Source organism: Pantoea sp. JGM49 (assembly GCF_018257655.1).
Taxonomy (GTDB): Bacteria; Pseudomonadota; Gammaproteobacteria; order Enterobacterales; family Enterobacteriaceae; genus Pantoea; species Pantoea communis.
Map to the genome: position 1 here is coordinate 455400 of NZ_JAERJM010000001.1, position 25688 is coordinate 481087.

At 53.8% G+C, this 25688-nt stretch carries 22 protein-coding genes and 2 pseudogenes; 16 read left to right on the forward strand and 8 right to left on the reverse strand.

The window, feature by feature from the left end:
* Window positions 1–93 precede the first annotated feature (93 nt).
* Together JK231_RS02290 and JK231_RS02295 are read right to left on the reverse strand one after the other, a co-directional pair.
* The gene (locus JK231_RS02290; protein WP_349291514.1) at window positions 94–657 is read right to left on the reverse strand and encodes an AAA family ATPase; all 564 of its coding nucleotides are present in this window, start codon (window positions 655–657) and stop codon (window positions 94–96) included.
* Window positions 645–1277 (reverse strand): LysE family translocator, encoded by a 633-nt coding sequence (locus JK231_RS02295; RefSeq protein WP_058959944.1) that lies wholly within the window; start codon window positions 1275–1277, stop codon window positions 645–647. The genes JK231_RS02290 and JK231_RS02295 overlap by 13 nt, the downstream gene beginning before the upstream one ends.
* A gap of 126 nt (window positions 1278–1403) precedes the next feature.
* Here JK231_RS02295 and JK231_RS02300 point away from each other — a divergent pair, with 126 nt between their 5' ends.
* The gene (locus JK231_RS02300) at window positions 1404–2045 is read left to right on the forward strand and encodes a glutamate racemase (protein WP_211727898.1); all 642 of its coding nucleotides are present in this window, start codon (window positions 1404–1406) and stop codon (window positions 2043–2045) included.
* A 47-nt stretch (window positions 2046–2092) separates the two neighbouring features.
* On the opposite strand, the gene JK231_RS25445 is transcribed toward JK231_RS02300, so the two are convergent.
* Window positions 2093–2608 (reverse strand): DUF6622 family protein, encoded by a 516-nt coding sequence (locus JK231_RS25445; protein ID WP_237448744.1) that lies wholly within the window; start codon window positions 2606–2608, stop codon window positions 2093–2095.
* A gap of 468 nt (window positions 2609–3076) precedes the next feature.
* Here JK231_RS25445 and JK231_RS02310 point away from each other — a divergent pair.
* From JK231_RS02310 to JK231_RS02335, 6 genes and pseudogenes are all read left to right on the forward strand, one after another.
* A pseudogene (locus JK231_RS02310) lies at window positions 3077–3781 on the forward strand (TonB-dependent receptor plug domain-containing protein); the annotation flags it as partial.
* Window positions 3767–4228 (forward strand): annotated as a pseudogene (locus JK231_RS02315) (hypothetical protein); the annotation flags it as partial. The pseudogenes JK231_RS02310 and JK231_RS02315, both read left to right, overlap by 15 nt.
* A gap of 205 nt (window positions 4229–4433) precedes the next feature.
* Window positions 4434–5582, forward strand: a complete 1149-nt coding sequence (locus JK231_RS02320; protein ID WP_097117165.1) for an efflux RND transporter periplasmic adaptor subunit — start codon at window positions 4434–4436, stop codon at window positions 5580–5582.
* A gap of 1 nt (window position 5583) precedes the next feature.
* Window positions 5584–8745 carry an efflux RND transporter permease subunit gene (locus JK231_RS02325; protein ID WP_211727899.1) on the forward strand — a complete coding sequence of 1054 codons (3162 nt, stop codon included), beginning with the start codon at window positions 5584–5586 and terminating at the stop codon, window positions 8743–8745.
* A 1-nt stretch (window position 8746) separates the two neighbouring features.
* Window positions 8747–10171, forward strand: coding sequence for an efflux transporter outer membrane subunit (locus JK231_RS02330; protein ID WP_211727900.1), 1425 nt, complete (start codon window positions 8747–8749; stop codon window positions 10169–10171).
* Between the two features lie 133 nt (window positions 10172–10304).
* On the forward strand, window positions 10305–10889 hold the full coding sequence (locus tag JK231_RS02335; protein WP_249221589.1) for a TetR/AcrR family transcriptional regulator: 585 nt from the start codon (window positions 10305–10307) through the stop codon (window positions 10887–10889).
* 2 nt (window positions 10890–10891) lie between these two features.
* Here the strand turns inward: JK231_RS02335 and JK231_RS02340 are convergent, their stop codons facing one another.
* Window positions 10892–11455, reverse strand: a complete 564-nt coding sequence (locus JK231_RS02340) for a TetR/AcrR family transcriptional regulator (RefSeq protein WP_058959940.1) — start codon at window positions 11453–11455, stop codon at window positions 10892–10894.
* Between the two features lie 222 nt (window positions 11456–11677).
* On the opposite strand from JK231_RS02340, the gene JK231_RS02345 reads away from it, so the two are divergent.
* The 3 genes from JK231_RS02345 to JK231_RS02355 all read left to right on the forward strand — a co-directional run bounded on the left by JK231_RS02345 (window position 11678) and on the right by JK231_RS02355 (window position 13967).
* Window positions 11678–12358, forward strand: a complete 681-nt coding sequence (locus JK231_RS02345; protein ID WP_211727902.1) for a pirin family protein — start codon at window positions 11678–11680, stop codon at window positions 12356–12358.
* A 437-nt stretch (window positions 12359–12795) separates the two neighbouring features.
* Entirely contained in the window at window positions 12796–13392 is a 597-nt protein-coding gene (locus JK231_RS02350; RefSeq protein ID WP_211727903.1) for an NAD(P)H-dependent oxidoreductase, read from the forward strand.
* Window positions 13389–13967 (forward strand): TetR/AcrR family transcriptional regulator, encoded by a 579-nt coding sequence (locus tag JK231_RS02355; protein ID WP_097117160.1) that lies wholly within the window; start codon window positions 13389–13391, stop codon window positions 13965–13967. The genes JK231_RS02350 and JK231_RS02355 overlap by 4 nt, the downstream gene beginning before the upstream one ends.
* On the opposite strand, the gene JK231_RS02360 is transcribed toward JK231_RS02355, so the two are convergent.
* The 3 genes from JK231_RS02360 to JK231_RS02370 all read right to left on the reverse strand — a co-directional run bounded on the left by JK231_RS02360 (window position 13960) and on the right by JK231_RS02370 (window position 17709).
* Window positions 13960–14976, reverse strand: a complete 1017-nt coding sequence (locus tag JK231_RS02360; RefSeq protein ID WP_058959936.1) for a lipoate--protein ligase A — start codon at window positions 14974–14976, stop codon at window positions 13960–13962. The two genes, JK231_RS02355 and JK231_RS02360, sit on opposite strands and share 8 nt — an antisense overlap.
* A 253-nt stretch (window positions 14977–15229) precedes the next feature.
* Window positions 15230–17221 carry a transketolase gene (gene tkt / locus JK231_RS02365; protein WP_211727904.1) on the reverse strand — a complete coding sequence of 664 codons (1992 nt, stop codon included), beginning with the start codon at window positions 17219–17221 and terminating at the stop codon, window positions 15230–15232.
* A 29-nt stretch (window positions 17222–17250) separates the two neighbouring features.
* The gene (locus JK231_RS02370; protein ID WP_039328632.1) at window positions 17251–17709 is read right to left on the reverse strand and encodes an RpiB/LacA/LacB family sugar-phosphate isomerase; all 459 of its coding nucleotides are present in this window, start codon (window positions 17707–17709) and stop codon (window positions 17251–17253) included.
* Between the two features lie 444 nt (window positions 17710–18153).
* Between JK231_RS02370 and JK231_RS02375 the strand changes: the two genes are divergently transcribed.
* The 6 genes from JK231_RS02375 to JK231_RS02400 all read left to right on the forward strand — a co-directional run bounded on the left by JK231_RS02375 (window position 18154) and on the right by JK231_RS02400 (window position 24756).
* Complete coding sequence (locus tag JK231_RS02375; RefSeq protein WP_034823583.1) at window positions 18154–19488, forward strand: MFS transporter; 1335 nt, start codon at window positions 18154–18156, stop codon at window positions 19486–19488.
* Between the two features lies 1 nt (window position 19489).
* Window positions 19490–21235, forward strand: a complete 1746-nt coding sequence (locus JK231_RS02380) for a dihydroxyacetone kinase family protein (protein ID WP_211727905.1) — start codon at window positions 19490–19492, stop codon at window positions 21233–21235.
* A 2-nt stretch (window positions 21236–21237) separates the two neighbouring features.
* Window positions 21238–22011: a triose-phosphate isomerase family protein gene (locus tag JK231_RS02385; protein ID WP_211727906.1), complete on the forward strand. Its 774-nt coding sequence runs from the start codon at window positions 21238–21240 to the stop codon at window positions 22009–22011.
* Entirely contained in the window at window positions 22011–22829 is an 819-nt protein-coding gene (locus JK231_RS02390; RefSeq protein ID WP_097117156.1) for a TIM barrel protein, read from the forward strand. Before JK231_RS02385 ends, JK231_RS02390 begins: the two co-directional genes overlap by 1 nt.
* Complete coding sequence (locus JK231_RS02395; protein WP_211727907.1) at window positions 22826–23683, forward strand: phosphogluconate dehydrogenase C-terminal domain-containing protein; 858 nt, start codon at window positions 22826–22828, stop codon at window positions 23681–23683. Before JK231_RS02390 ends, JK231_RS02395 begins: the two co-directional genes overlap by 4 nt.
* 107 nt (window positions 23684–23790) lie before the next feature.
* Window positions 23791–24756, forward strand: coding sequence for a sugar-binding transcriptional regulator (locus JK231_RS02400; protein WP_097117155.1), 966 nt, complete (start codon window positions 23791–23793; stop codon window positions 24754–24756).
* Between the two features lie 150 nt (window positions 24757–24906).
* On the opposite strand, the gene JK231_RS02405 is transcribed toward JK231_RS02400, so the two are convergent.
* Window positions 24907–25683 (reverse strand): type IV toxin-antitoxin system AbiEi family antitoxin domain-containing protein, encoded by a 777-nt coding sequence (locus tag JK231_RS02405; RefSeq protein WP_211727908.1) that lies wholly within the window; start codon window positions 25681–25683, stop codon window positions 24907–24909.
* Window positions 25684–25688 lie beyond the last annotated feature (5 nt).

Below are 25688 nucleotides of genomic sequence, written 5' to 3' on the forward strand. Positions count from 1 at the left end.
TATCTCCAGATTTTGTAAGGTTAATGCAACCCACTAAAGGTAGCAGCGCAGGCCAAACTTGCAGGCGAAGCGGGAGATGAGCGAAGGGCAGAATTAGGGTATAGAAGGGTGCTCTGAGAGAAGACCCCATTCGCGATAGGCCAGGTTAATGTCTGCTGACGAGCTAAGCAACAGCTTGGGCAAGGTCCATTCCGCATACATGCGTTGGTTACGCGGGCGATGGCGCCGAGAGGTGATAAGCAGATAACGCGTCATTTCCCAGGTCAACTTCTCGCGCTGATGTGAGGGGACAACACCGCCAATGCGCTGGGCATCAAACAGCGTACGACGCAGATAACGAAAGAAACTTTGAGTCGGTGGCAGGTCAAGCAGAATGATACCGCTGGCACGCGTTAAGCGGTCCGGTAGCGTGCGCACATAATTGCCGTCCATGACCCAGCTTTCCCCTGCGATAGCGTCGAGATGCAGTTGCCGGAAATCTGCTTCAGCGCGGGCTTGCCAGTGCGTGTTGGGGAGGTGATAAAGCTGATCCAGGTGGATGAGCGGGCGCGCTGTCTTGCTGGCGATGGCCTGAGCCAGTGTCGATTTACCGCTGTTTGAAGGCCCCAAAATGCAGATGCGTGGGCCGAAGTCGCTTAATGCCATCATGATGAAAATCCTTTTAATGTCATAAAAAGCTGAACCAAATTGCTGATAGCAAAAAACACCAGTATCAGCCCGCCGCCAATGTTGATGGCGATGGACAGCTTACGAATGTTGATCACTCGTGCTGAAGTCAGCAGCGTAAAACAGATGATCACCAGCCACAGTGCCATAATGGCAACGTGTATGGAGGCCAGCAGCAGATAATGCAGCAAGGCATGATCGCGCCCGGCGAATTGCGATACCACGGTGAGATACAACATCACCGCTTTTGGATTAAGCACATTGGCTAGCCAGGCATCTTTAATCCCCATGCGGGCGCTACGGTAAGAGGCGACGGGTTGGGAAATATGACGACCTCGACGCAACAACTGTACGCCGAGCCACAGCAGATAAGCAGCCCCCGCCACGCTTAACAGATTAAAGATAATGGGGGAACGCACCAGCAGGGCGCTGATGCCCAGGCCAATCAGCAGCGCATGGGTATAAATACCCAGAGCCGTGCCGAGAATGATCGCCGCCAGCCCGCGCGTGCCTGCCACCAGCGTGTTATTCATCGCGAGGGTGAAACTCGCCCCTGGCGACAAGGCCACCGGTAAGATCGCAATGATAAAGGCGAGCAGGTGCAGGTTCATGAGGGTAACGGCTAAGGAATGTTAAATAATTTTGAATATTATTAGACGGTGAAGCAATAATCTACCACTGCAATCACGCCGCCAGGACTCAGCGGACCTATAAATAGCATAACTATAAGGATGACCATGACCATAGCTTGCCTGCACACCGCCGCCAGTAATATCGCGCTGTTCGATCACGCGGCACACGCCCTTGAATTACCTCCCCACACACTGAGCCATATTGTGATGCCGCACCTGCTGGCTGAAGCTGAGCAAAGTGGCGGTATGACGCAGGAGCAACAGCAACGTTTGGCTCAGCTGATGCACAGTATGGGACCTTGGTTTGATGCGATAGTCATTACCTGTTCAACGCTGGGGCCAGTGGCCGACACCTTCCAACCGCAAAAATCGGGCTGCCCGGTCTATCGCGCAGATCGGATGCTGGCAGATCACCTGCATCAAATGGCAGGGCCTGCGCTGGTACTCTGCGCGGCTGAGTCAACCTTAGCGGCTACCCGTCTGTTGTTCTGTCCACCAACGTTGCCATCTGAAAAACAGCCACAGGTCGCTCTGATTCCTGACGCCTGGGCCGCATTTAAAGCGGGTGATCATCAACGCTACCACGCGCTCATCGCTGACGCGGTAAAACAGGGACGCGAGCAGGGCGCACAACACCTAGCACTGGCGCAGGTTTCAATGGCGGCGGCGGCAGACAGCCTGCCGGAGAGCGAGCGTCCGTTGACGATTCCGCAGCTGGCATTAGCCGCGTTGATCACAAAGCGTTAATGTCGCGAAGGGAACGCCTGAGGGTGGCGTCCTCCCTCTTTTGCTCGTTAAAGGGATAACCTCTTTAGCTGTCGATACCAGGGAATGAAATAAACCAGCATGCTCCCCCAGAATATCCCCGCAGTAACGCCGCTGATTGCACCGTGAATCAGATTAAATGACAGGGAAGCGATTAATTCAGGGTGCAAAGCCACAGAAACGGAAAGCGTATATTTGGCGGCAAAGGCTAATAACATAAATATTAATGGCAACGCCGAACCTGGGCGAATAATCATGCCGTGATTTTCACTGGAGATGGGTTTGCCTGTCGCGTGAGACAACATGGCACCGATGATACCCCCAATCAGTAAACCGATAATCATGGAAAACAGCGTATAAGCAACCCAGGTGGTTTCCCGAAATACGCCATAAAAGCCCCAAACTAAAAACAAAACTGGAATGTAGAACAGTTTTTGCACCGCGACTTCACGAGTCTGTAATGCCTTAATGCCGCGAAAAATCAGATAGACGAGTAATATCCACACCCATGTTGGCGTATGTCTCAACAGTTCAATCAGTCCCATTTTTCATCTCCAGCAACCTGAACAAGGTTGACAAAAAAAATTAAGAATCCGCTTGTGATTTAAAATCATATCACTGTGAGATTATTTTAGTGCAGATATTTATCGCATGTTAATAACCGCTGAATCCGGCAGGTTAATAGATCCGCTAATAACAATACGCTTTCATGAATGTGTAATATTTGTTTGCATCGCCTGATATTAGTGATTATGGTTGGCAACACTTTTTTACGCTTCACGAACATCTTCTTATAACAACCTCTGCAAAAGAGGTGGCTTTGCTATTGCCGTTAGTCAGAAAAATAAAGACTGATGGCACTCAATAAAATGTGGGTTGTGTCAATAAACATGAATGTTTTTTAAACCTTTGGGATGAAGGAGACACGCGAAAAGCGTCAGTCTATTACCACACACCACGGCTATTATGCGCGTCGTAAAGTCATCAGTATCGCTATCGGCCTGTGTATTGGCATGTCGGGTTCCGCCGTCGCCGCAGAAAAGGACTCGGAGGAAGTTACCAGCAGCCGGGAGCGTAGCTATCAGGACGAACAAGAGCTGGTGGTAACCGGAGAGAAAACGGAACGATCGATTTTTGATACCGGATCGAGCGTTGAAGTTTTTGATAGCCGCAGGATTGATTCACTGCCCGGTGCTGAAACCGTTTCAGACTTAATGCGGATGACCGCGAATACCGTTGATGTCGGGATCGGCAACGATCTGCCAACAGTGCGCGGGGTGCATGGCTCCGGCCCATCGACGGGTGCAGGGGCATTCCTTAGCGGAACACGCCCGCGTTTAGGATTATCACTGGATGGCCGTGCGCTCACCTATAACGAACAGGCCTATGGACCGCAATCGCTGTGGGATTTAGATCGCGTGGAAGTGTTTCGAGGGCCGCAAAGTTACATTCAGGGTCGCAATGCCATCGCCGGTGCGATTGTGATGACCACCAAAGATCCCAGCTTCGAATGGGAGAGCGCTATAAAGGGTGGATTTGGCAATCAGCACGCCTCATAACTGGCGGCGATGGCCAGTGGCCCACTGATTGATGAACAGCTGGCGTTTCGTGTCAGCGTTGATCGCCAGCGCCGCCGCAGTGACATCGATCTGCCCGCTTACACGCCGGTGGGCGATCCGCGCGAAGTGCAAACCACCAATGCGCGCGCCAAACTGCTGCTCAATCTGGTCTATGACCCGCAGGGGAATCGCCTGCTTGGCGTTGATCAGGGGATCGATCGTGACAAGCCGCGAAATAACTATCTGGGACAGACCTACACCCGACGCAGCAGCGGACATCAGCTGTTTGCTCTGGATGCAGACAGCGGCAAGGTTCTGGCCAAGGTGGATACCGATCAGGTGCCGATTGGCTTACTGCTGGATGCACAGCAGCAGCGCATTTATGTCACCAACCGCAACGGTGTCAGAGTCGAAAAGGGCGCGGGCACGGTGACGATCTTTGATGCCCGATCGCTGCAGCGAATTAACACCCTGGCGTTGCCTCCGCACCCCAATAGCCTGGCACTCGATGAGGCTAATCACGCCCTGTTCGTCACGGTGAAAAATGACGGCGCGGCGACCAAAGCGGCAAAGCTTGAGAGTGTTGTACGTATATCGGCGGAATAATGCTTCGTCGCAGCACGAGAGTTCGTGCTGCGACGAAGTTTGGGAAAAGCATGTGTTATAACGACAAAGATTCATCATCACCTTATCTAAAGTCCGCATTGTAAAAATCCACTACGCCCTCTCTCTTTTCATTTTCCTGACAGTGTAAGGAAAGCTAATTTGATAGACTTCATTCTGAGAATGAACGTTCACTACAGGGTAATTCATGAAGAATTTTCAGCGCAGTGTGATCGCCGGGCTGGTGATGTTAGTCGCCGCCTGCGATCAAAACAGCAGTCAACAAGCCGCCACTCCGACCACCGAAGTGGGTGTTAAAACCTTGCAAAGCGAGTCAGTGGCGCTGGACAGCCAGCTCGCGGGCCGCGTGACGGGCAGTATGACCTCAGAAGTGCGCCCCCAGGTTGAAGGGATTATTTTGAAGCGCCTGTTTACCGAAGGGGATGAAGTGAAAGCCGGTCAGGTGCTGTATCAAATCGATCCGGCCAGCTATCAGGCCAGTTACGATCAGGCTTTGGCACAATTAAAGAATGCTCAGGCATTGGTGAAAAGCAGCAAACTCAAAGCGGAGCGCTATGCAGCACTGGTGAAAGAGAACGGCGTGTCGCGTCAGGATGCAGATGACGCGTTAGCCACTTACCAGCAAAATGTCGCATCCGTGGATCAGTATCGTGCTGCGGTTGAAAGCGCTCGCATCAATCTTAATTACACGCAGATCAAAGCCCCAATCAGTGGACGCATTGGCATTTCCTCCGTGACGCCAGGTGCGCTGGTGACTGCTAGCCAGACCACCGCGCTGGCGACCATTCGCGCGCTCGATCCTATTTATGTCGATCTCACCCAATCCAGCGTTCAACTGCTGAAGCTGAAACGTCAGCAGGCTTCCTTGCAGCAGAGCACGGATGCCGTGCCGGTGACGGTGAAACTGGAAGATGGCAGTGCTTATGACCATCCGGGCAAGCTGGAACTGACGGAAGTGTCGGTAGATGAAGCGACGGGCACCGTGACGCTGCGCGCGATTTTCCCTAACCCGCAACATGAGTTGTTGCCGGGCATGTATGTGCGCGCCAATGTGACTAACGGCGTTAAAACCGACGCGATCCTCGCACCGCAACAGGGCATCACACGTGACGCCAAAGGCAATGCCACCGCGCTGGTGGTGGATAAAGAGAATAAAGTCGAGAGCCGTGAAGTGGTGGCCGATCGCGTGATCGGCAATAAGTGGCTGATTACCTCTGGTCTCAACAGCGGCGACAAACTGATTGTTGAAGGTACCGGTAAAGTGCAGGCGGGCATGAGCGTTAAAGCCGTAGAAGTGACGCCAAACGATATAGCCGCGACCAGCGAGGGCAACTGATATGTTGGCTCAGTTCTTTATTCGTCGGCCGGTGTTTGCCTGGGTTATCGCCATCTGCATCATGATGTTCGGTTTACTCAGTATTAACAGCCTGCCCGTGGCGCAATATCCCGATGTGGCGCCGCCACAGATCAGCATTCAGGCCACCTACACCGGAGCCTCGGCGGAAACGCTGGAGAGCAGTGTCACCCAGGTGATTGAGCAGCAGTTGACCGGGTTGGATGGTTTACTCTATTTCAACTCCACCAGCACCGCATCGACCGGTCAGGTAAAAATCAATGTGACCTTCCAGCAAGGCACTGACCCCGATATCGCTCAGGTACAGGTACAAAACAAGGTTCAGCAGGCAGAAAGCCGTCTGCCTACCGCCGTGACCACACAGGGTGTCACCGTGGAAAAAGCGCAGAGCGACTTCCTGCTGATCCTTGCGGTGTACGATAAAACCAATAAAAGCAGTTCTTCCGATGTGGCTGACTATATGGTCAGTAATATGGAAGATACGCTGGCGCGTGTCAGCGGCGTCGGGAGCGTGCAGGTATTTGGTGCCGAATACGCGATGCGTATCTGGTTAGATCCGAGCAAACTCGCTTCCTATTCGCTGATGCCGTCGGATGTCACCACCGCGCTGGAGAGCCAAAACACCCAGGTCTCTTCCGGCCAGTTGGGTGCGCAGCCTGCCAGTAAAGAGCAGCAACTGGTGGCAACGGTGCGTTCGCGTTCACGTCTGCAAACGCCAGAACAGTTCCGTAATATTGTGCTGAAAAGCCAGTCTGACGGTTCCGTGGTGCGCCTGAGTGATGTGGCGCGCGTCGAGATGGGTGATGAGAATTACAGTGCCAACGTGTTGGCGAACGGCCATCCCGCTTCGGGTATCGCGGTTCAGCTGGCGTCGGGTGCCAATGCGCTTTCCACCGCCGAACAGGTGAAATCCACCATCAATGAGTTCCGCAGCAGTATGCCTGCGGGCTATGAGATCGCTTATCCGCTCGACAGTACCGACTTCGTAAAAATCTCGATTGAAGAAGTGGTGAAAACGCTGATCGAAGCGGTGATTCTGGTGGTCATCGTGATGTTCGTGTTCCTGCAGAACATTCGTACCACACTGATCCCGGCGATTGCCGTGCCGGTCGTGTTACTGGGCACCTTTGGTGTGCTGTCGCTGTTTGGTTATTCGATTAACACCTTAACCATGTTCGGTATGGTGCTCGCCATCGGCTTGCTGGTCGATGATGCGATTGTCGTCGTGGAAAACGTTGAGCGCGTGATGCGCGAAGAGGGATTACCACCGCGTCAGGCCACCGAAAAATCGATGAAAGAGATCACAGGGGCGCTGATCGGTATTGCCTTAGTGCTGTCGGCGGTGTTCCTGCCGATGACCTTCTTCAGTGGTTCAACCGGTGTGATCTATCGCCAGTTTTCGATCACCATTGTGTCGTCGATGGTGCTGTCGGTGATTGTCGCGCTGACGCTGACACCGGCACTCTGTGCCACCTTGCTGAAACCACATAACCATGAAAGCGGCACCAAAGGCTTCTTTGGCTGGTTTAACCGTAGCTATGAAAAAGTACAGGGGCGCTATCAAAACGGCGTCGGCCATGTGGTGCACAGTTCAGTGCGTTATCTGCTGCTGTACGGCGTATTGTTGATCGGATGTGCGGTGCTGTATCTGCGCCTGCCGACCGGCTTCCTGCCGACCGAAGATCAGGGCTATATCATGGTGCAGTATCAGCTGGCACCGGGTGCCACGGAAAACCGCACCAGTGAAGTCCGTCAGCAGGTTCAGCAGTACTTCGCGACCAAAGAGAAAGATAACGTTAACGTCAGCATGCTGGTGAACGGCTTCAGCTTTGCGGGCAGCGGACAGAACGCCGGTATTGGTTTTATCTCGCTGAAAAACTGGAGTGAGCGTAAAGGCTCAGAGAACAGCGCCGATGCGATAGCAGGACGCGCCATGGCTGCGCTATCCAGTATTCGTGATGCACAGATTTTCGTGTTGTCACCGCCTTCAGTCTCGGGATTGGGCCAGTCCAACGGCTTTACTTTTGAACTGCAAGCACGCGGCTCAACCGATCGTGACCAACTGCTGAAGATGCGTAACCAGCTGATCGCTGAAGCCAATCAGGATCCGGTGTTGAGCGCGGTGCGTGCCAACTCGTTACCCGATTTGCCTCAGCTGGATGTGAGTATTGATGATGCCAAAGCGCAGTCACTGGGCCTGACCATCAGTGACATCAATACCACCTTGAGTGCAGCGATTGGCGGCAGTTACGTCAACGACTTCACCGACCGCGGTCGCGTGAAGAAGGTTTACATGCAGGGCGATCAGCAATTCCGCAGTAAGCCTGAAGATATCGATCAATGGTACGTGCGCGGAACGGATAGCAGCAGCAACACCACTATGGTGCCGTTCTCGTCGTTCGCCTCCTCAAAATGGGCTTACGGTCCAGATGTGCTGTCACGTTATAACGGCCTGGCTTCCTATGAGATTGAAGGATCTTCAGCATCGGGCAAGAGTTCCGGCGATGCCATCACCGCTATGGAAAAACTGGCGGCCAAACTGCCAACCGGTACCACCTATGCATGGAGCGGCCTCTCTTATCAGGAAAAACTCTCCGGCAACCAGGCAATGTCGTTGTATGGCATCTCCCTGATTGTGGTGTTCCTGTGTCTGGCCGCGCTGTATGAAAGTTGGTCAGTGCCGTTCTCGGTGATGATGGTGGTGCCGTTGGGCGTCATCGGTTCCTTGCTGGCCATTACGCTACGCGGTCTGGAAAACGACGTCTATTTCCAGGTAGCGTTGTTGACCATCATTGGTCTCTCGGCCAAGAACGCGATTTTGATCGTGGAATTCGCTGAGGAGAACTATCGCAAGGGTGAGAACCTGGTGAAAGCCGCGGTGCATGCCGCCACCATGCGTTTGCGTCCGATCATCATGACTTCGCTGGCGTTTACCGCTGGGGTACTGCCATTGGCGATTTCCACCGGTGCGGGGGCGAACAGCCGTATCGCTATCGGCACCGGCATTATCGGCGGCACCCTGACCGCGACCTTGCTGGCCATCTTCTTTGTACCGCTGTTCTTTGTTCTGGTCCGTCGCGTTTTCCCGGCGATTCCGCATGACGATGCACAGTCAACCGAATCTGCTGTGAAGGCGGAGGAGTAATATGTCTGCAAAACTTTTAATGGTGTTTTTGCCGTGTTTCCTTGCGGGTTGCGTATCTCTCGATCCGCATTACGATCGGCCAAAGGATGCGGTGAATACCACCGCGCCCACCGGCGATGCCTATCGGACGTTACAAGGCACACCGGCTAACTATCGTGATATCAGCTGGCAGGATTATGTGCTGGATGCGAAGCTGCGCCAGGTGGTGACGATGGCGCTGGACAGCAGCCGCGATCTGCATGAAGCGGTCGCCAGTGTGAAATCGGCTCATGCTCAGTATGGTGAGCAGCGTGCCGATTTGTTCCCCAGCCTGAGCGCTGGCGTGAGCGGCACACGTTCACGCGCGCTAACCGGGGAGGGAAATCAAACTGCGCTCAGCAATACCACTTCAGCCGAGGGCAGCGTCAGCTCGTTTGAATTGGATCTGTTTGGCAAGAACCAGAGTCTGTCGCGCCAGCAGTATGAAACTTATCTCGGCACGCTGGAGGGCGCCCGCAGTACGCGCCTGACGGTGCTGTATAACACCGTGGATTACTGGCTGCAGCTGGCCGCCGATCGCAGCAATCTGGCGATCGCTAAAGAGACGGCAGAGAGTGCGCGTCAGTCACTGGAAGTGACGCGCAAGCGTCTGCAGAACGGTGTGGATTCGATGGTGGATGTCGCGTCAGCAGAGACCACTTATCAATCTGCTCAGGCGGATGTGGCCAGTTACACCACAAGCGTGGCGCAGGATAAAAACGCGCTGGATCTGGTGGTAGGCAAAAGCGTGCCAGATAATTTGTTGCCTGAAAGCATTGAGTCCATTGGCGATGCATTGAAAGCCGTACCTGCTGGCGTGTCATCGGATGCACTGAATAATCGCCCGGACGTGTTGCAGGCAGAGCACAACTTAAAAGCCGCTAATGCCAATATCGGGGCGGCACGCGCTAACTTCTTCCCAAGCATCTCCCTCACCGCCAGCGGTGGGGTGGGCAGTTCAGATTTGTCTTCGCTGTTCAAGAACGGTGCGGGAATCTGGTCGTTTGCCCCAAGTATCTCGCTGCCGATTTTCAAAGGCGGCTACAACGTTTCCTACCTCAACTACACCAAAGCGCAGAAAGAGTATTACGTGGCGGTGTATGAGAAGGCGGTCCAAACGGCGTTCTCAGAAGTGGCCGATGCGTTGGCACGACGCGGCACTATCAACGATCAGCTGACCAGTCAGCGTAATAATGTTGCTGCTTCGCAAACCTATTACCACCTGGCAGATCTGCGCTATCAAAATGGTGTGGATACCTATCTGAATGCGTTAACTGCACAGCGCACGCTGTATACAGCACGCACTAGCCTGGTGAGCGTTGAGCAGGCTTACTACCAGAACCTCAATACTTTCTACAAAGTGATGGGTGGTGGTACTGCGTTGAAAGAATCTGAACTGAAACTGTGATGATCGCCCCGGGTCGATGCGTTAGCGACCTGGGAAAAAATGTAACCGGATTTATAGCCAGCATATCGGCTATAAATCCCTTCGCGTATGATAGGAAAAAACAATAATAACGCGCCGGCCACTTTTAGGAGTTATGTTGAGCAAATCAGAGAATGACGCCTTCGTGCGACAGCGACAGCAAATAATTATTGCCGCTGCAAAAATATGTTTTAGTCGCACCGGTTTTCACGGGACGAGCATGGCTGATATAAGCCGGGAATCAGGTTTGGGTGCAGGGCAGATATATCGTTATTTCGAGAGCAAAGAATTCATCGTCAGTGAAACGATTAAAAGTATCGCCACGAGTTGGCGTGTTTTTTTACAAGATAATCTGCCGAAGCAAAGCAGCACCCGCGATATTATTGATGCGGAATCGCCATTTTGGCAGGACTGGCCCTATCAGGACCGCTGCTTATTACTGGAGATGTATTCGGAAGCGTCGCGTAATCAATCTGTGCGGGAAGTTTTGGCACAAGAAGAACAGCTATTGATTGCTGATTTGGAAAAAGCGTTTAGCCGCCAGTATGCTCAAGTGAGTCCACAGCAGCGTAATGAGCGTATCCAATTTTTGTTAATGCTGGTAGACGGTGTTGCCTGCCGCGCATTTGGTGATAAGAACCTGGATCATCACGAACAGGGCAGGATTAATGGCATTCTCACACATCATTTGTTTGGCTGATTTCAGGCCATATCATGCTGATTGATGTCACGCGTGATGGCATCAAAAAAGGGCATAAATCCGTCGGGCACGTCACGTTGTTTCATGCAACGGCGAATGATCATCCCATCAATCACCAGAGAGATGATATGCAGTCGGGTGTTGATGACGTCGGCTTTCAGCGCCGGATTGAGTGTCTGCTCCTGAGCAATAAAGTTGTTTTTTAATACCAACCACGCATCATTCATTATCTGACGAATACGCTCGTTACGTGTGGCTTCAGATGAGACTTCCATCAACAAGACAATACTGTGCTCAACTTCGGGCGGCACAATGTCCTGCACCGAATGCGTGACGCCTCCCGCATGGGCAATTCGTTCAAAATCAGCGTTTAATAATGCGATCATGCGTTGCACCACATTGGTCACCAGCGCTTCGATAATGGCATCTTTGTTTTTATAATATTTATAAATTAAACCAATGCTAACATTTGCCTGGCTGGCAATATTCTGAATAGACGTTTGATGAAACCCTTTTAGGCGCATGCACTGTTCAGCTGCATCAAGAATCTGTTCGCTGCGATTCATGTTATTTACTCATCACGGAAAAGCGTATTTTACGCAAAAACAAGCAGCCTGACTAATCCTGAATGCTAAATAGTTGCGTTCTTTAGATTGTTTCTTTTTCTTATTATTGCTGTTAGTTATCAATATTCAAAAATTTTGACTTAAGTGAGCAAATTGCACACCTGTTCAGGGATTTTCTTGTCGCTATCATGATGAGCATAGCCACATTTTGAGGAGCAAATTATGAACGTAATGCGTGCCCAGCGTGACCAACTGTTTGAATACGGTCCCTTTACCATCCGCCGGCAACGGCCTGGCGAGGCTTTTGGCCCGCTGACGATTATTGATCAGATGTCGTTGAAAATGGATGCGCGTATTCCGATGCACAGCCGTCAGGACGAAGAGATTTTCAGCTACGTCTGGCGTGGTTCGGCGCAGCACCTTGCTGAAAATGGCGACAAAACCGCGCTGAATGCCAAACGCGCCATGGTGGTGAGTGCAGGAAGTGGCGTGCGTTATGAAGAGTCTGCGCCTTTTGTTGAAACCGAGATGTTGCAGGCTTATATCCGTCCGGCCAAAAGCGGCGGTGCACCACGCACCCTGGATTTTACTCGCGCTGATGGGGTGCCGCTCAACGCCTGGACATTGCTGGCTGGACCCGAAACTAGCGACGCACCGCTGCCGTTGGGTCAGGAGGTGTTTATTTATGATCTGAAAGTGGAGCGGGGCGCACAGGTTGAGGTGCCACATCTTGCCGGTTACTCAACATGGCTGACCTTGCTGGATGGCATTGTGACTGTTGGCGAGGAGCGGCTGTTGCAGGGGGATTCTATCAGCGAGCAGGGCGCATTGCCTGCAGTCCAAGGCGAGCGTGACGCGACAGTGATTGCATTTTTGGTGAGTGACGGCGTCACGTTTGTGTGAGTGCAGGCTGCCATAGTTAAATTAATGGCAGCTTTTTATGTGCGCTAGTGCGGGCCGTAGCACCTCTGCTGCTGCCGGGCAGTCCTCGCGCCGCTGACGCGGTACCCTCGGCTTCCACGTCGTGCCGACGGAACGTTCGGGGATCGACCATCCCGGTCGGCCCCGAACTGATCCGCGCATCCCTGCGTGGATCTCCTGGCCCAACGTAAAAGCCTCAGCGCTGCGGATAGCCCTTGCAGCATCAGAGGCGCTACCGCCATTCATATGGTGCCCGTTTAGACGAAACCCACAGTGGCTCCAGATTGCGTCATCACCTGAGCACCCACCATTCCCACCAAACGGTATTACACACTGAACTCACACAGCAAACGAACAATTGACAACCTACCACCAGTAAGTTACCAATGGTAGGTCAATCATTGTCGGAGGTTAACCCCATGCACACGCTTATCGTTACAGCTCATCCAGACCATCACTCACACACCCATGCTGTGGTTGAACAGCTGGTTAAAGGCATTTCAGCGAGCGGCCAACACAGTGTTGAAATCGCCGATTTAGCGGCTGAGCACTTTGATCCACGCTTCAATCAGGCGGATGTCGAACAGTTCAAATCGGGAACCGTTTCGCCTCAGGATGTATTGGCCGAACAGCAGCGTCTCAATCGTGCCGATGCGTTGGTATTGGTGTATCCGATTTACTGGTGGTCTTTCCCGGCACAGTTAAAAGGGTGGATTGACCGCGTGTTTACCCAGGGCTGGGCGTACGACGACACCGGCGAAAAGGTCATCAAAAAGTTAGGTCATCTGCAGGTGCATCTGCTGGCACTGGGTGCGGCGAATACGCGCACTTACCTGCGTCGCGGCTATTTCAGCAGTATGCGCAATCAGATCGATGAGGGAATATTTGGTTATTGCGGCGCGCCGGTAGTCAACAGCGAACTGTTGTTGCCTTCCGATGAGGGTTATCCTGATGCGCATTACGCGCTTGCCCGGCAACTGGGGCAGCGACTTTTTACTGTGAAGGAATCTGCATGAACTCACCCACGCGCCAGCGTATGACCTTTGACGCCCGCCGCGAGCAGCTGATGAACACAGCGTGGAATCTGGTGCGAGAGCAGGGTAGCGATGCCCTTACTCTTGGGCGAGTGGCCATTGAAGCGGGTGTCAGCAAGCCTGTGGTGTATGAGCATTTTGGCACTCGCCACGGTTTGCTCGCTGCGCTGTATGAGGACTTCGATGTGCGGCAAAACGCTGTCATTGACGCGGCGATGGCAAAAGCGGGAGACGATCTGGCAGAACGCGCCAGCACGGTAGCCGCTTGTTACGTGAACTGTGTACTGACACAAGGGCGCGAAATTCCCGATGTGCTGTCAGCACTCAATAGCTCGCCAGAACTGGCTGAAGTGAAGCGCAAATACCAACTCGATTTCATGGCGAAGTTACGTCTGTGGTTTGCTGAGGCGAAGCTGCCGCAATCCAGCCTGTGGGGTTTACTGGGCGCGGCAGACGCCCTCTCAAACGCTGTAGTGTGTGGCGATATCCGGCAGCTGGATGGCGTAAAGGAACTGCAGGGACTCATTGAGGCGCTGGTGCAGCGCCACCTTATCTGATGCTGTTCACCAGCCAGTTTGTTAGTTCGGTGAGTTCCTTCTGCTGTTCCGGAAACGCCGCAATCAGTTTCTGCATTTCAGCCTGCAGTGACTCCGGTCGATACGCCACACCGTGCAACTGCATCGCCAGCGTTTCAAGCGGTGCGGGATTGAGGCTATCGGTGAAAATTTGACTGCGGGTAATGGTGCCACGCTCAACGTCAAAGTGAATCTCAACGCCACCCCAGACAAAACGTTCCTGCAGCAGATGTGAGAAATCAGGCGCCTGACCAAAATTCCACTCCCAGCTGCTCTGGCGGGCGAACTGCGCCTTAAAGCCGGGAAGGTCAGGCAGGGCTTCCGGTGAAATAAACTCGGGCTCGCAGGTTTCATGGTAATGCGCGAAGTAAGCCGCAATCACCTCACGACGGATGTCTGCAAACCGGATATCAGGAATAAAATCCGCGATGTTCGCCACGCGGGAACGCACCGAGGTGATCCCTTTGGCCTGAAGCTTTTTGATGTCCGGGTTGAGGTAATCGGCAAGGCGCGAAAGATCGGCGCTCATCAGGAAAGTGCCGTGGTGAAAACCGCGATCCGGCGTTTCACGATAGGCGGAACCGGAAATCTTACGCATATCGCCATTCACATTGACCACGATGTCATTGCGACCGGAGGCTTCGGCGCGCATACCCAGCTTCTCAAGCGCCTGCAAAATAATCGCCGTCGAGACGGTTTTGTCATACTCCGGTTTACCGGCCATAAAGGTGAAACAGGCGTTGCCCAAATCATGAAACACCGCACCGCCGCCGCTGCTGCGTCGCGCCAGTTTGATGCCATCTTCCGCCATCCGACGCGTGTTGCACTCTTTCCACGGGTTTTGCGCGCGGCCAATCACCACCGTTTCAGCGTTCTGCCATAAGAACAATACGCGCTGCGTGGTAGGCATCTGACGGAATATGCACTCTTCCACCGCGAGGTTAAACCAGGGATCGTGTGAATCAGAGATCAGCAAACGTAAGGTGGACATGTTTCCTCCAGTTCCGTGAGAAAAGGGCAAGCGGAGGACAGAATACGCTGATTCGGATGCAAAGATAAGCGGAGTGATTTTCGTGTTGAGTCAGGTGCGCATCCTGCAACCAGAGGAGGCCATTGATGATGTCACGTCGAGCGGGAAATCAGTGCTGTGTTGAAATGGCTGAAAAAGGGCGGCATTCTTGCCGCCCCTGGAGGCATCTCACATCTTATGTAGCCAGGCGCACGCCATTTCTGGCGTTGACCATTTACAGAATCGATTTCGCCGTTTGAACCACGTTTTCCACGGTGAAACCAAACTCTTTGAACAGCAGCTCCGCTGGCGCGGATTCGCCGAAAGTGGTCATGCCGACAATCGCGCCGTGCAGACCGGTGTACTTGAACCAGTAATCGGCGATACCGGCTTCGATCGCCACACGCGCGGCCACCGCTTTAGGGAGCACAGATTCACGGTAAGCCGCGTCCTGCTTGTCGAAGGCGTCGGTTGAAGGCATCGAAACTACGCGCACCTTACGGCCCTCGCCCGTCAATTGCTCATACGCAGCAACCGCCAGCTCCACTTCTGAACCGGTGGCGATGAGGATCAGCTCTGGATCCCCTTCACTGTCTTTCAACACATAACCGCCGCGCACCACGTTAGCCAACTGCTCAGCGGTACGATCTTGCTGCGCCAGATTCTGACGCGAGAAGATTAAGGCAGTAGGGCCGTTGACGCGCTCAATCGCGTATTTCCATGCCACCGCAGACTCAACCTGATCACACGGACGCCATAAGCTCATGTTTGGCGTCACGCGCAGGCTTGCCATCTGCTCGACCGGCTGGTGGGTGGGGCCATCTTCGCCTAAGCCGATGGAGTCATGGGTGTAGACCATGATCTGACGCACTTTCATCAACGCCGCCATACGTGCCGCATTGCGCGCGTACTCGACAAACATCAGGAAGGTGGCGGTGTAAGGCAGGAAACCACCGTGCAGCGCGATACCGTTGGCGATCGCGGTCATACCGAATTCACGCACGCCGTAATGAATGTAATTCCCCGCGGGATCTTCATTGATCGGCTTAGAACCCGACCACATCGTCAGGTTGCTGGGTGCCAGGTCAGCAGAACCCCCAAGGTATTCCGGCAGAATCTTGCCGAAGGCTTCAATCGCATTTTGCGACGCTTTACGGCTGGCAATTTTCGCCGGATTGGCCTGCAGCTGCTCGATAAACTGTTGCGACTCAGTTTCCCAGTTATCCGGCAACGCATCTTTGATACGACGGTTAAACTCCGCCGCCAGTTCCGGGTAAGCCTCGGCATAAGCCGCGACTTTTGCCTCCCACGCGGACTCTTTCGCCTGGCCGGCCTCTTTCGAATCCCACTGCGCATAAAGTTCTGAAGGGACTTCGAACGGCGCGTGGTGCCAGCCCAGCTGTTGACGAGTCTGTGCAATTTCGTCGTCGCCCAGTGGTGCGCCATGCACATCGTGGGTACCGGCTTTGTTCGGTGAGCCAAAACCGATCACGGTTTTGCACATCAGCAGAGAAGGCTTGTCCGAGACCGCTTTGGCTGCTTCAACCGCTTTCTTAATCGCGTCGCCGTCATGACCGTCTACGTCACGCACCACGTGCCAGCCGTACGCTTCGAAACGGGCGGCGGTATCGTCGGTGAACCAGCCATCAACGTGACCATCAATAGAGATGCCGTTGTCATCATAGAAGGCCACCAGTTTCCCCAGCTTCAGCGTCCCGGCGATGGAGCAGACTTCGTGTGAAATGCCCTCCATCATGCAGCCGTCTCCCATAAACACATAGGTATGGTGATCAACGATGTCGTGGCCAGGGCGGTTAAACTGCGCCGCCAGCGTACGTTCGGCTATCGCGAAGCCGACGGCATTGGCGATCCCCTGACCCAGCGGGCCGGTGGTGGTTTCAACGCCTGGCGTATAACCGTATTCCGGATGACCCGGCGTTTTTGAATGCAGTTGACGGAAATTCTTCAGTTCGCTGAGTGGCAGATCATAACCGCTCAGGTGCAGCAGGCTGTAAATCAGCATCGAACCGTGGCCATTCGACAGGACGAAGCGGTCGCGGTTAGCCCACTTAGGATTGTTTGGATTGTGCTGTAAAAAATCGAGCCACAAAACTTCGGCGATGTCCGCCATGCCCATAGGGGCACCCGGATGACCTGACTTGGCTTGTTGTACGCCATCCATGCTTAAAGCACGGATGGCGTTGGCTCTTTCCCGGCGTGTTGACATAAGGTTCTCCAGAGGTAAGAAGTCGGTGATTATTTAGTATGTGAAACTTGTTCGTAGTAACCGATCTTCTCGACTTTGGCGGTGGAGCCACCACCTTCAAACTCTGAGGCCAGCCAGGCATTGACGATGTTCTTCGCCAGTTCTGGACCGATAACGCGTGCGCCCATGGTCATGATCTGAGCATTGTTGCTTTTACGGGCACGTTCAGCAGAGAAGGTGTCATGGCACTGTGCCGCACGCACGCCTTCCACTTTGTTGGCCACGATTGCCACGCCGATACCGGTGCCGCACAGCAGGATGCCGCGCTCAAATTCATTCTTCTGGATAGCGGTTGCCAGCGCAAATGCCACATCCGGGTACATCGGACGGTCATTTTGTGCGTCATTGGTATAGTCCGTAACTTGAAAGTCTTTCTCTTCAAGCAGTTTTTTAATGATGTTTTTCAATTCGATAGCCGCATCATCGGCGCCAATTGCGATAGTTTTCATCGTCATTCTCCAGCAGGGTTTAGTTCTGACGCCTGAACGTTTGTTATGCAGGCGAGAAGATGTTCATCGATAGCCTGCCACAAATCCAATCATATGTTCAATGGTTGTTCATGTGTCTTGCGTACTGATTTTGTGATGCAAAGCGCGAAGGGGGTTGATACCGCGCGGATTGCGCCGCATTTCTGCGTAATTTTTTCGATTCAGGGCCAAAATCAAATCTCATGAGCAGGCTCACATTTTCAATCATTGCAGTTGAGAGATGTACATTTATACGTGTAGTGTTCATTTGTTCGCATAACGATACCAATGTACAAGAAGACCCCTTGAGGACTCGAACATGTGTCATTTACACCGTACCTCTCAGTACACCTGCAGCCAGCGCTCATTTCGCGTCTGGTCAACACCAAACAACAGTTCTAACCACGCACGTCACGGAGGTGCGTTATGAGTCAGCAAAACATGACGGCGGTTGAGAAATCCGCTATCAGCAAAATCTCCTGGCGTCTGGTGCCTTTCGTGGCACTGATGTTCTTTATTAACTTCCTTGACCGCACCGCAATTTCTTTTGCTGGCCCAAATGGCATGACGCAGGACCTCGGTCTGACAGGTGTGCAGTTTGGTCTGGCATCCGGCATCTTCTTTATCGGTTATATCTTGCTGGAAGTGCCGAGCAACCTGGCGTTGCATAAGTTCGGCGCACGTCGCTGGCTGGCACGCATCATGATCAGCTGGGGTATCGTCTCGCTGCTGTTCACCTGGGTGAGCAGTGTCGAAGGCCTGTATACGCTGCGCCTGCTGCTGGGTATTGCTGAAGCGGGCTTCTTCCCGGGTGCGATTCTTTATCTGAGCATGTGGGTACCGGGACGTCATCGCAGCAAAATCCTGTCCTTGTTCTATCTGGCACAGCCGCTGACCGTCGTATTCGGTGCGCCCCTGGCGGCAGGTTTGATTGAGCAACACGGTCTGTTCGGTCTGGATGGCTGGCGCGTAATGTTCCTGGGTGTTTCCATCCCAGCGATTCTGATCGGTATTGTGGCGCTGTTCTGGCTGGTGGATTCACCGCGTCAGGCGAAATGGTTAACCGCAGATGAGAAGACCTGGCTGACCAACGAGCTGGAAGCGGAGCATCAACAGAAGCAGGGCCATAAGAAACATAGCCTGCGCTCCGTCATGGGCAACGGCCGTGTGTGGACGCTGTGCCTGATCTACTTCGGCTTTATCTATGGCCTGTATGCGCTGGCCTTCTTCCTGCCAACCATTATCGGCGGCTTCCAGCAGCAGTTCGGCACTACCTTTAACGTGATGCAGAAGGGATTGATCACCGGCGTGCCATACCTGATTGCTGCCGTGGTGATGTACTTCTGGTCAAAAGATGCCACCCGTCGTGGTTGCAAAACCTGGCACATCGCGATTCCAGCGCTGGCCGGTGGTATCAGCGTGCCATTGGCGCTGTATATGGATTCACCGTTCACCACCATCATGGTGATCGCGATTACTGCCAGTTCCATCTTTGCTGCCTTGCCTAACTTCTGGACACTGCCAACGCAGTTCCTGACCGGCGCGTCAGCCGCAGCGGCTATCGCACTTATCAACACCTTAGGAAACGTGGCGGGCTTCTCCGCGGGCTACATCACTGGCGCACTGCACGACGCCACCAACAGCTATGTGTTACCGATGTTCGTGGTCGGTGGCTTCATGCTGCTGTCAGCCGTCCTTATGCTGTTATTGAATCGCCAGCGCCCGCAGTCTCAGCCGACCTCTATCGCACAGGAGCACTAAAATGACGTACCTGTTTAACCAACCTTCAGCCTTTGCTGCTGAACTCATTGAAGGCTTTGTCGCCGCCAACGCCGATAAAGTTCGTCAGGTCACCGGTGGTGTGGTGCGCAGCACGCGCAGCCAACCCAATACGGTTGCGGTGATTGTGGGCGGCGGTTCCGGTCATTATCCGGCCTTCGCCGGGTTGGTTGGACAAGGTCTGGCACACGGCGCAGCCATGGGGAACCTGTTTGCTTCGCCGTCTGCTCAGCAGATCTACAACGTGGCAAGAGCGGCACATAACGGCGCGGGCGTGTTGCTGATGTTCGGGAACTATGCGGGCGATGTACTGCACTTCGGCCAGGCTTGCGAACGCCTGCGTGCCGAAGGTATTGCCTGTGAAATTCTGGCGGTAACGGACGATATTTCCAGCGCCAGTAAAGACGAACGGGTGAAGCGCCGTGGTGTGGCCGGCGATTTGTGTGTGTTTAAAGCAGCGTGTGCAGCGGCAGAAGCGGGCGACGATTTAGCGACCGTGCTGAAGAAATCACAACACGCTAACGATCGTACGCGGACTTTCGGTGTGGCATTTGGCGGATGTACCTTGCCGGGTGCCACGCATCCTTTATTTGAAGTCGAGAAAGGGCGCATGGCGCTCGGTCTGGGCATCCACGGTGAGCCGGGTATCAGTGAGACTGATGTGCCGAGTGCCGATGAGTTGGCCGAGTTGTTTGTTGAACGTCTGCTAGGCGAAGTACCTGCCGACGTCAAACAGATTGAAGGTCATCGCGTGGCGGTGATCCTCAACGGTTTGGGTTCAGTGAAGTATGAAGAGTTATTCGTGGTGTATCGCCGCGTGGCACAACTGCTGGACGCTGCAGGACTTAAAGTGGTTCAGCCCGATGTCGGTGAGTTTGTTACCAGCTTCAACATGGCGGGCGCATCGCTGACGCTGATGTGGTTGGACGATGAGCTGGAGACACTGTGGTGTGCGCCGGCAAATGCACCAGCCTATCGCAAAGGAAGCGTGCTGATCGCGGAACCGCTAAGTGCGGAAGAGCGTGAAGAGAGCACGGAAGAAGCATTGCCGCAGGCTTCAGCTGAGTCCCAGCAGAGCGCACAGCGCGTGTTACATATCCTGGAATCAGTGGCAGATTTGTTACAGCGTAACGCGAAAAAATTAGGTGATATCGATGCAGTGGCCGGTGACGGTGACCACGGTATCGGTATGGAACGTGGCGTGCTGGGCGCGGTGGAGAAGGCGCGTGAAGTGGCTGCGCGTGGTGCAGGTGCCGGCAGCCTGTTGTGCCGTGCTGCGGATGCCTGGGCCGATAAAGCTGGCGGCACATCGGGTGCACTATGGGGTGTGGCATTAACTGCGCTGGGGACGGCCATTGGCGATCAGCAGTCACCCAATGCGCAACGCGTTGCAACCGGCGTACGCGAAGCCAAAGAGGGCATTATGCACTTTGGCAAAGCGAAGGTGGGCGATAAAACCATGGTCGATGTGTTGGCGCCGTTTAGCGACAGCCTTAACGCTGCAGTCGCAGAGGGTGCTTCACTGACCGATGCCTGGTTGGCGGCGGCGCAGGTAGCCGATAAGGCCGCACAAGACACCGCTCAACTGGTGCCGAAAATGGGTCGTGCGCGTCCGCTAGCCGAAAAAAGTGTCGGTACGCCAGATGCGGGAGCCATTTCACTGGCGATGATCGTCAATACCGTTGGCGATCTGCTAAAAGAACATAAAGCCTCTCAGCAAGGAGCGTAATGATGTCTCAGCCCAAAATCTGGCTCGGCGTCAGCCTGAAAATGTATTTCGGTTACCAGCAGACACTGGACTGGTGCCGCAAAGTCGCCGGATTGGCTCAGTTGCCGGCGGTGAAAAACGGTGATGTCGGGTTGTTTGTACTGCCCGCTTATCCGGCTATTCCCGCTGTGGCTGACATTTTTGCAAAAACACCGGTGCGCTATGGCGGCCAGGATGTTTGCCAGGCTGAGAACGGCGCCTGGACCGGTGAGGTCAGCGCCAGCATGTTGCAGGAGCTCGGTTGCTCACTGGCCGAAATCGGTCACGCTGAACGTCGTCGCCACTTTCATGAAGATAAAGCGCAGATTGCTGCCAAAGTGGCTATGTCGCTGCGACACGGATTAACTCCGGTGCTGTGTATCGGCGAAGAACAGCAGGCCGGGCCGGATCAGGCTATCGCACTGTGCGAACAGCAACTGGCGGAAGCATTGGCTGATGCAGTGCAACAAGGTCTAAAAGGCGAGGTGTTCTTTGCCTATGAGCCGCAGTGGGCGATTGGTGCACCACAACCTGCACCGGATAGCTATATCCGCGCAGTGTGTTCGGGCCTGCAACAGTTGAAAACGCCGGAGGGTATCACCTTAAAAATCATTTATGGCGGCAGCGCCGGGCCGGGGCTGATTCAGCGTCTGGGGACTGGCGTTCATGGTCTGTTCCTGGGCCGTTTTGCCCATGACCCGAATGCACTGGCGCAAATCATTGAAGAGGCCAGCGTGCTGGCGAAGGAGATCCGTTAATGAGCCGTATCGGACTCAGTACTTATGCCTTTTTCTGGCGCATGTCCAGCAAAGTGCCCAACCCGCTATCGCTGGAGCAGATGCTGCAGCAGACCGCCGAGATGGATGTCTCGGTATTCCAGATTTGTGATTATCCGGCGATTGAAAGCTGGTCTGATGCGCAGTTGCAGGACCTTCGCCAATTGGCCGACAAGCTGGGCATCACCCTGGAGTTAGGCACACGTGGCTTAGGCACTGCGCATCTGCGTCGATATCTGCATATGGCGAACATTCTTGATGCGCATGTGGTGCGCTCCATGTTCTACACCGCTGATCACCGTCCGTCACTGGATGAAGCGGCAGAGTTGATTGGTGCGGTGTTGCCTGATTTCGCCCGTCAGCAGGTGCGTCTGTGCCTGGAGACGTATGAGCAGGTCAACAGCGGCGCGATGATGTCGGTGATCAATAAGTTTCTTTCGCCGTGGTTATGCGTGTGTCTCGATCCCGCTAACTGCGTAGCAGGACTGGAATTGCCTGAACAGGTGATCGCCAATACGGCGGCGCGCGTCGGCAACCTGCACATTAAAGATTTTGCCTTTACGCGTCGTGATGGCTGGGTCGGCTTTACCTATGCTGGCTGCCTGATGGGCGAAGGCCTGCTGGACTATGACCGGATGATCGCCAGCGTGCGTCCGGCAGAAAGAGAAATTAATCAAATCGTTGAACACTGGTTGCCGTGGCAGGACGATGCCGTGCTGACCTGCGAGCGCGAAGCCGAATGGACGCGCCGCACCGTTGAATTCTTACGTAGTAAACAAGATCAGGAGTTATATCAATGAGCAATGCATTGAAAACCATCACCGTAATTGGCGCAGGCGGCAAAATGGGTATGCGCATTTCTGCCAACTTCCAGAAAAGCGATTACCAGGTGTTTTACGTTGAGAACTCACCGAAGGCGCAGGAACAAGTCACGGCGCAAGGCCGTGAGTTGTCTGATGCCGCTTCCGTTGTGCCGGTCAGTGACGTGGTAATTCTGGCGGTACCGGATATCGTTCTGGGCAAAGTGTCTGAGGGCGTGGTGCCACAGATGAAGGCCGGTGCGATTCTGCTGACGCTGGACCCGGCTGCGGCTTACGCAAACCTGATTGCCCATCGTGACGGCATCGAATATGCGGTGGCGCACCCTTGCCATCCTTCCGTGTTCCTGGAGCGCTACACCAAAGAAGAGCACGCGGATGCCTTCGGTGGCATCGCGGCGGTACAGCATGTGGCGGCTTCGTATGAAACCGGCTCAGATGCGCAGAAAGCCGAACTGAGCAAAGTCATTAGAGTGATGTACGGTCCGGTAGAGGAAGTGCATTGGGTAACGGTGACGCAGCTGGCCTATCTGGAGCCAACGCTGGTGGAAACCGTGGCCTGCATGGTGGGTGCTTTTATGAAAGAAGCACTGGATGAGACCGTCAAGCACAGCGGCGTGCCGGAAGAAGCGGCCAAAGCGATGCTGTATGGCCATATTCAGATCGCACTGGCCGTGGCCTTCCGCGCCACCAACCCGTTCTCTGATGCCTGTATGATCGCCATGGAATACGGTCGCGAGAAGATTGTGAAGCCAGACTGGAAGCAGATCTTCGATCAGAAAGAGCTGGATATCGTGATTGCCCGCATGCTGAAAATCGACGCCATTAAACGTTAAGCGTGATGCAACCTGCGACTCGCCTCGCTGCTGTCTGGCGAAGCGAGTCGTATCAATGATATAACTCCCTCCTTAAATCAGGTGTCACGATACAAGACAGGTAACGGATGGAAAAAAACACGCTTTCTCAGGACTCCGAGCTGCTGACAGAAATTGCGGTGGCCTATTATCAGGACGAAATCACCCAGGAGGAGATTGCGCGTAAGTTTGGGATATCCCGCATTAAAGTTGGCCGACTGCTCAAACGTGCGCGTGAAGAGGGCATCGTCGAAATTAATGTGCGCTACCATCCGGTGTTCAGTACGCGCCTTGAACAACAGCTGCAAAGCCGTTTCCCCCAACTACAACGCGCGCTCATTGCACTGGATTCGCCGGACGATGAAGAACAGCGTCGTCAGGTAGCGGCGTTAGTCTCAGCCCATCTGGCACAATCATTAAAAGACAATGCGATTGTCGCTGTCGGGCAAGGGCGCAACGTCGCCGCTGTCGCCGATTACCCCGGCCAGGTGCCGACACGTAACTGCCTGTTTATCAGCGGCATTGGTGGGACTCATCGTCCCGGTGATGCGATTAACGCCGATCATATCAGCCGTCGACTCGCCAAGAAATTTGGCGGTACCAGTGAAACCCTGTACGCCCCCGCCTATGTCGAGAACCGCGCACTACGCGATGCCTTTATGCAGAATGGCACCATCAAAGAGACGCTCGATCGCGCACGTAAGGCCGATGTGGCGCTGGTGGGTATCGGTGATATGAATGAAAACAGCTATATGGTGAAACTCGGCTGGTTTACGCCGCATGAGATCATCGATGCGCATGTGAATCAGGGCGTCACCGGGGATGTTGCGGGTTATGACTTCTTCAATGCCCAGGGACAGCATGTGGATACGGTGATGAATGACCGGGTGATTGGTCTTAGCATCGAGGAATTACGTAAAATTCCCTGCGTGATTGCCATTGCCTCCGAGAATACCAAAGCGATGGCACTACTCGGCGCACTGCGTACCGGGGCGATCGACATTGTAGCGACCACGGCGCAAAATATTCGGACGATTTTGAGTATGTCGCAGTAAATCCTATTCCGTGGCTAAGCCATGCTGCATGGCTTAGCTAAGTGGTTATTAGCAATACCTCTTTGAGTTTCGCCAGCGCCTCAGTGTGTTTAGATGGCTGCATATTCGATAAATTATGTAATTTCCACCAATAAACACTTTGGCGGTCCATTAATTCGACTCCCTGGGGACGGTAATATTCCATGTTTTATCCAATCTGCCGCCACGTGCTATTTCACGTTTACCCACACCTAAATCATATTCTTCCGGCTTAAGGTATTTGAACCAGGCATGATTATGCTGCTGAGACAGCCATAAAAATAATCGTTTGCTCTTGATGCTGGAGCTGGCACGCAAAAGCGCATCCACTTTTTTGGGCGATAGAGTAGGCAAGCTCTGCATCAGTTGATCTGCATGTTCAAAGCTCATTGCTGTTGGAACCCCGGCCAGGGCCTCAAGAATCGCTTTTTCGGGTGTAGAGTAGAGCAAGGGCGGAAGTGACTCTCGCCAGTGATCTTCACGAAGATAGCGTATTTCCTGCATCAGTGAAGCTGGCCATAACCGGCGGGTGCTGTGCCATGCAAAATGAATGTTGCTGTCAATTTTATTCAGCCATGCAGGCAATGCCGTTTCTGCGTATAGCTCGATGTGGATATGTTTGCTACGTGATTGATAATGTGCGAGTCCTTCCAGATCGAGTGCGCTCAATCCGCCGACATGGACGGGGAAGAGACTCATTCTTTGCAATGAGGTGACAACGCCTTTCCAGTTAACCTGCGATGTTTCGCGGACGTACACCCCAGGGGTCAGTGTCAGCAGGGTTTGGCTTTTGACCGCGTTATCAATGAAGTGCGGATTTAAACCCTGTGTCACCAACCAGGGTTTAGTGGCGAGTAATCCCGCAGGAAGTATCTGTTTCAGCCTTTGACGACTTTCAGCGTTCAACATTGCTT